The 6,747-nt window shown below is 64.9% G+C and carries 6 protein-coding genes; all 6 read right to left on the bottom strand.

From position 1 onward, the window contains the following. The coding region (locus CAG46_RS14415) for an MFS transporter (RefSeq protein WP_085707966.1) at positions 1-1,260 on the bottom strand (1,260 nt) is incomplete at its 3' end. A gap of 13 nt (positions 1,261-1,273) precedes the next feature. After that, positions 1,274-1,924 carry a FadR/GntR family transcriptional regulator gene (locus CAG46_RS14410; protein ID WP_025337831.1) on the bottom strand — a complete coding sequence of 217 codons (651 nt, stop codon included), beginning with the start codon at positions 1,922-1,924 and terminating at the stop codon, positions 1,274-1,276. 241 nt (positions 1,925-2,165) lie between these two features. Next, positions 2,166-3,212, bottom strand: a complete 1,047-nt coding sequence (hisC, locus tag CAG46_RS14405; RefSeq protein WP_051096612.1) for a histidinol-phosphate transaminase — start codon at positions 3,210-3,212, stop codon at positions 2,166-2,168. 2 nt (positions 3,213-3,214) lie between these two features. Next, entirely contained in the window at positions 3,215-4,540 is a 1,326-nt protein-coding gene (gene hisD, locus CAG46_RS14400) for a histidinol dehydrogenase (protein ID WP_025337829.1), read from the bottom strand. 134 nt (positions 4,541-4,674) lie between these two features. Beyond that, the gene (gene hisG / locus CAG46_RS14395) at positions 4,675-5,310 is read right to left on the bottom strand and encodes an ATP phosphoribosyltransferase (RefSeq protein ID WP_003257924.1); all 636 of its coding nucleotides are present in this window, start codon (positions 5,308-5,310) and stop codon (positions 4,675-4,677) included. A 167-nt stretch (positions 5,311-5,477) separates the two neighbouring features. Then, entirely contained in the window at positions 5,478-6,743 is a 1,266-nt protein-coding gene (murA, locus tag CAG46_RS14390; RefSeq protein WP_085616790.1) for a UDP-N-acetylglucosamine 1-carboxyvinyltransferase, read from the bottom strand. Positions 6,744-6,747 lie beyond the last annotated feature (4 nt).

The raw sequence follows: 6,747 nt of genomic DNA, 5'->3' as shown, positions 1-6,747 counted from the left end.
CTGCACATGCAAAGCCCGCCCGGCGCCCAGGCCGAACACGATGGCCCCCACCCCCAGCACGGCAAAGATCCACCCCACTGCCGCCCAGCCCCCGGTCAGGTCATGCACCAGCCCCACCGCAAACGGCCCCATCGACGCCAGGGTATAACCCACCCCCTGCGCCATGCTCGACAGGTTCGCCGCCACATGGGCATCCTTCGAGCGCAGCACGATCAAGGTCAGCGCCAGGGCAAAGGTACCGCCCTGCCCCAGGCCCAGCACAACCGCCCAGCCCCACAGCCCGGAAAGCGGCGCATACAGGCAACCGAACAGGCCGGCCAGGGTAATCAGCATGACCAGCACGATCGCCAGGCGCTGGTCCTTGCCGCGAGTGGCCAGCCAGGGCGCACTGAGCGAACTGACCAGCTGCACGATCACCGACCCCGACAGCACCAGCCCCGCCTCGGTCGGGCTCAGGCCGCGACCGATCAGGATCGATGGCAACCAGCCAAAGACGATGTAGGCCAGTGACGACTGCAGGCCCATGTACAGGGTCACCTGCCAGGCCAGCGGATCACGCCACAGCCCACGCACGCGATAGGCCACCTTGTGCAGGCCATGACCTTGGCGGGCCTGCGGCAGCCATACCAGCATGGCCAGCAGAGCCGGCAACATCCAGAAGCCAAGCCCCAGCGCCCAGCTGCCGTCGAAATGCTGGGCCAGGGGCACCGTGGCGCCAGCCGCCATGGCGGCGCCCAGGCACAACGCCATGGTGTACACGCCGGTCAGCGTGCCAGCGTGCTGCGGGAAATCGCGCTTGACGATGCCCGGCAGCAGCACGCCAATGATGCCAATGCTGGCCCCCGCCATGAGGCTGCCGAGGAACACCCCGGCAGCCCCCAGGCTACTGCGCACGACAATGCCGAGCGCCAGGGTGGCGAGGATGCCGAGGATCACCCGCTCGCTGCCAAAGCGCCGCGCCAGCATCGGCGCCAAGGGGGCGAACAGGCCCAGGCACAGCACTGGCAAGGTGGTCAGCAAACCGGCCTGCGAGGCGCTCAGCCCCAGGCCTTCGGACACCTGGCCCAGCACCGGCGCCATGCTCGACAATGCCGGGCGCAGGTTCAAAGCCACCAGCACCAGGCCGAGCAACAACAGCCAAGGCCGCTGTATCTGTACCGGCTGCTGTTGGACCTTCTCGTCGTCAGCCTCGGCGTCGATCAGCAACTCTTCGAGGTCCCGCTCGCTCGGTGGGGTGTTACGGGTGATGGAATCAGCCATGGCCTTCTCGGAGTCAGGATTCGATAAGGGTACGGCTCAGGCGCTTGGCCTGCTCCGCATCGCGTTGCTCGATGGCGGCAAGGATCTGCCCATGCAGGTCGAACGTGGCCTGGCAGCGCGGCACGGTCGCCATGTTGTGCTGCAGCGCGGCAGCCACCACCCCGGAAAAGTACCGGTACAGCTCACTCAAGGCCGGGTTGTGGGCGGCATCGACCAGCCGCTGGTGAAACACCAGGTCGCAGGCCACATAAGCATCGATATCACCGTGAAAATGCCCGGCACTGTTGGCCAGGGCATCACGCAGCGCCTGCAGATCGGCGTCGGTTCGGCGCAGTGCGGCCAGGCCGATGGCCTCGGCTTCGAGGATGTGCCGGGTTTCACGGGCCTGCTCGGGCGTGCAGCGTGACATTGCCTGCACCGCCTGCAGCGGGTCCTGGGCCGTGCGCAGGTAGCTGCCGTCGCCCTGGCGGATCTCCACCAGGCCACTGAACGCCAGCACACGCATGGCCTCGCGTACGGTGTTGCGGCTTATGCCCAACTGCAGGGCCAGTTCCGGCTCGGTCGGCAAGCGCTGGCCAACCTGCCAGTCGCCCAGCACGATGCGTTCGCGCATGCGCTCGACGGCCAGTTCGACCAGGGAGCGCTTGGTCAATTCGGTACTCATGCTACTCAACCAATCATCCGATGAATTGGCGCAGCATACCGGTGGGCAAAGTGTTTGTCATTGAAGAGAGCAGCAATTAGAAACCTGGCGCGATTTTTTGTAGGAGCGGCCTTGTGTCGCGATAGGGCCGCAAAGCGGCCCCAGCAGTTTTTGCATGTGCGCTGAAATCCAGGGGCCGCTTTGCGGCCCTATCGCGACACAAGGCCGCTCCTACAAGGACCGCGCAGGGCAGTGGATGGCGTCAGTTCAACGCATCGAGCAGCGCCTGGTTCATCTCTGGCGTACCGATGGTGATGCGCAGGAACTGGGCAATGCGCGGCTGCTTGAAGTGGCGCACGATCACGCCCTGCTCGCGCAGGCGTGCAGCCAGCTCACCGGCATCTTGTTGCGGATGGCGGGCAAAGATGAAGTTGGCCGCCGACGGCAGCACTTCGAAGCCCTTGGCCTGCAGCTGCCCGACCAACACCTCGCGGCTGTCGATCACCTTGCGGCAGGTTTCCTCGAAGTACTCGCGGTCCTCGAACGCCACCGCCGCGCCGACGATCGCGGCACGGTCCAGCGGGTAGGAGTTGAAGCTGTTCTTGATCCGCTCCAGCGCCTCGATCAGGTCCGGGTGCCCCACCGCCAGGCCAACCCGCAGCCCGGCCAGCGAGCGCGACTTCGACAGGGTCTGGGTGACCAGCAGGTTGTCGTAGCGGTCCACCAGGCTGATCGCCGTTTCGCCACCGAAGTCGATGTAGGCTTCATCGACCACCACCACCGAATCACGGTTGGCCTGCAGCAACTGCTCCACCGCCTGCAGCGGCATCAGGCAACCGGTCGGCGCGTTGGGGTTGGGGAAGATGATGCCGGCATTGGGCTTGTTGTAGTCCTCGATGCGGATCTGGAACTGCTCGTCCAGCGCCACCTGCTCGAAGGCGATACCGTACAGGCCGCAGTAGACCGGGTAGAAGCTGTAGCTGATGTCAGGGAACAGCAGCGGTGCGTCGTGCTGGAACAGGCCGTGGAAGATGTGCGCCAGCACCTCGTCCGAGCCGTTGCCGACGAACACTTGTGCCGGGGTCACGCCGTAGTACTCGGCCACCGCCTGCTTCAGCCGGTCACCGTTCGGGTCCGGGTACAGGCGCAGGTTGTCGTTCAGCTCGCCGCGCATGGCCTCCAGCGCCTTGGGCGACGGGCCGTAGGGGTTTTCGTTGGTGTTCAGCTTGACCAGGCGGGCCAGCTTGGGCTGCTCGCCCGGCACGTAAGGCACCAGGTCCTTGACGAAGGGGCTCCAGAATCGACTCATGCTCAGTTCCCCTTCTCTTGGGTCAGGATGCGGTATTCGGCGCTGCGGGCGTGGGCGGTCAGCGACTCGCCACGGGCCAAGACCGAGGCGGTGTGGCCCAGCTCGGACGCGCCCTGCTCGGAGCAGAAAATGATCGACGAACGCTTCTGGAAGTCATACACCCCCAGCGGCGACGAGAAACGCGCGGTGCCGGAGGTCGGCAGCACGTGGTTGGGCCCTGCGCAGTAGTCGCCCAGCGCTTCGCTGGTGTGACGACCCATGAAGATCGCGCCAGCGTGGCGGATGTGCGGCAGCCAGGCCTGCGGGTCGGCCACCGACAGTTCCAGGTGCTCGGGTGCGATGCGGTTGGCCACTTCCATGGCCTGCTGCATGTCACGCACCTGGATCAACGCACCACGGCCATTGATCGACTTCTCGATGATCTCGGCACGTTCCATGGTCGGCAACAGCTTGTCGATGCTCGCGGCAACGCGGTCGAGGAAGGCGGCGTCCGGGCTGACCAGGATGGCCTGGGCATCTTCGTCGTGCTCGGCCTGGGAGAACAGGTCCATGGCGATCCAGTCCGGGTCGGTCTGGCCGTCGCACACCACGAGGATTTCCGACGGGCCGGCGATCATGTCGATACCCACCTGGCCGAACACGTGGCGCTTGGCGGTGGCAACGTAGATGTTGCCCGGGCCGACGATCTTGTCCACCTGCGGCACGCTTTCGGTACCGTAGGCCAGCGCGGCAACAGCCTGGGCGCCACCGACGGTGAACACACGGTCGACACCGGCGATGCAGGCAGCCGCCAGCACCAGCTCGTTGACCTCGCCACGCGGGGTCGGCACCACCATCACCACTTCGGCCACACCGGCGACCTTGGCCGGAATGGCGTTCATCAGCACCGACGACGGGTACGACGCCTTGCCACCCGGCACATACAGGCCGGCGCGGTCCAGCGGGGTGACCTTCTGGCCAAGCACGGTGCCGTCGGCCTCGGTGTACTGCCAGGAATCCTGCTTCTGCCGCTCGTGGTACATGCGCACACGGTTGGCAGCCTTTTCCAGGGCTTCGCGCTGGACCGGGGTAATGCGGGTCAGGGCCAGTTCCAGGCGCTCGCGACCGAGGATCAGGTCATCGATGGACTTGGCATCGACACCATCGAAACGCTGGGTGAATTCCACCAATGCCGCATCGCCACGCTCGCGCACGGCCTTGATGATGTCGAGCACGCGCTGGTTGACCGCGTCATCGGACACACTTTCCCAGCTCAGCAGATGATCCAGATGTCGGGCGAAATCCGGATCAGCAGCGTTGAGACGGGCAATTGCAGTGGACACGGTCATGGCGAGGGCCTCGATTATTAGCGAATGCTCAGGCGCCCTAGGCTACCAGTCCATCCGCGCGGGCACCCGAGAAAAATGGCTATGACGCGGATAGACGGGCGCGGCAGCGAAGGCCGCGCGCAGTCGGTAGAGAGTCAGCCGCGGTGTCGCGATTCGACCGCTCCGCGCAGCGTGTCGATCAGGCTCTGGATACGGGCGTGCTGCATTTTCATGGAGGCCTTGTTGACCACCAGGCGCGAGCTGATCGTGGCGATCAGTTCCTGGGGCTCCAGACCGTTGGCACGCAGGGTGTTGCCGGTGTCGACCACGTCGATGATCTTGTCGGCGAGGTTGATCAGCGGTGCCAGTTCCATCGAGCCGTACAGCTTGATGATGTCGACCTGGCGGCCCTGTTCGGCGTAATAGCGTTTGGCTACGTTGACGAACTTGGTAGCCACGCGCAGACGGCCCTTGGGCTCGGGTGCGCCGACCACGCCAGCGGTCATCAGCTTGCAACGGGCAATCTGCAGGTCCAGGGGCTCATAAAGGCCCTGGCCGCCGTACTCCATCAGCACATCCTTGCCGGCCACACCCAGGTCGGCGGCACCATGCTCGACATAGGTCGGCACGTCGGTGGCACGCACGATCAGCAGGCGCACATCGTCCTGCGTGGTGGGGATGATCAGTTTGCGGCTCTTGTCCGGGTTCTCGGTCGGCACGATACCGGCCTCGGCCAGCAATGGCAGGGTATCGTCGAGAATACGGCCTTTGGAAAGCGCGATGGTCAACATTGGAACGTCGGTCCTTAAGCGGCTACTGCCGGCCGGGCGTCGAGCCCGACCGCATTTGATTCATTGTGGGAGCGGGCTTGCCCGCAAAGCAACCATCGCGGTGCATGGCACCGGCTCTGCCGGTATTCGCGGGCAAGCCCGCTCCCACACGGTATGCCGAAGGGCTACTAGCCCGGTACGCGACGGATCTTCGCGCCCAGCATCTGCAGTTTTTCTTCGATGCACTCGTAACCACGGTCGATGTGGTAGATGCGATCGATCAGGGTATCGCCTTCGGCTACCAGCGCCGACAGCACCAGGCTGGCGGAAGCACGCAGGTCGGTGGCCATTACCGGGGCACCCTTCAGCGCCTTGACGCCAGTGACGATGGCAGTGTTGCCTTCGACCTGGATCTGCGCGCCCATGCGGTGCATTTCGTAGACGTGCATGAAGCGGTTTTCGAAGATCGTCTCGATCACTGCACCGGTGCCTTCGGCAATGGCGTTGAGCGAGATGAACTGCGCCTGCATGTCGGTCGGGAACGCCGGGTACGGGGCGGTACGCAGGTTGACGGCTTTCGGCCGCTTGCCGTGCATGTCCAGCTCGATCCAGTCTTCGCCAGTGTTGATGTCGGCGCCGGCTTCCTTGAGTTTTTCCAGTACGGCTTCAAGGATGGTCGGATCGGTGTCCTTGACCTTGACGCGGCCGCCGGTCACGGCAGCGGCAACCAGGTAGGTGCCGGTCTCGATACGGTCCGGCATCACGCGGTAGTTGGCCGAGTGCAGGCGCTCGACGCCATCGATGGTGATGGTGTCGGTACCAGCGCCCTGAACCTTGCCGCCCATGGCGTTGATGAAGTTGGCCAGGTCGACCACTTCCGGCTCGCGCGCGGCGTTCTGCAGCACGCTGCGGCCCTTGGCCAGGGCAGCGGCCATCATGATGTTCTCGGTACCGGTCACGCTCACGGTGTCGAAGAAGAAGTGCGCACCGCGCAGGCCACCCTCAGGCGCCTTGGCCTTGATGTAGCCGGCTTCGACTTCGATCTTCGCGCCCATGGCCTCGAGGCCACGGATGTGCAGGTCGACCGGGCGCGAGCCAATGGCGCAACCGCCAGGCAGGGCCACTTCGGCCTCACCGAAACGGGCGACCATCGGGCCCAGCACCAGGATCGAGGCGCGCATGGTCTTGACCAGCTCGTAAGGCGCGACCAGGGTCTTGATGGTGCGAGGGTCGATCTCGACCGCCAGCTTTTCGTCGATCACCGGTTCGATGCCCATGCGGCCGAACAACTCGATCATGGTGGTGATGTCGTGCAGGTGCGGCAGGTTGCCCACGGTGACCGGGCCGTCGGCCAGCAGGGTCGCCGCCAGAATCGGCAGGGCTGCGTTCTTCGCGCCCGAAATGCGGATCTCGCCATCAAGGCAAGCGCCGCCAGTAATAATCAGTTTGTCCATTGGA

Origin of the sequence: Pseudomonas sp. B23(2017), from assembly GCF_002113725.1 — a bacterium.
GTDB classification, from domain to species: Bacteria; Pseudomonadota; Gammaproteobacteria; order Pseudomonadales; family Pseudomonadaceae; genus Aquipseudomonas; species Aquipseudomonas putida_Z.
The sequence above is the reverse complement of the archived record's forward strand: the minus strand, read 5'-3'. Positions and strand labels throughout refer to the sequence as shown.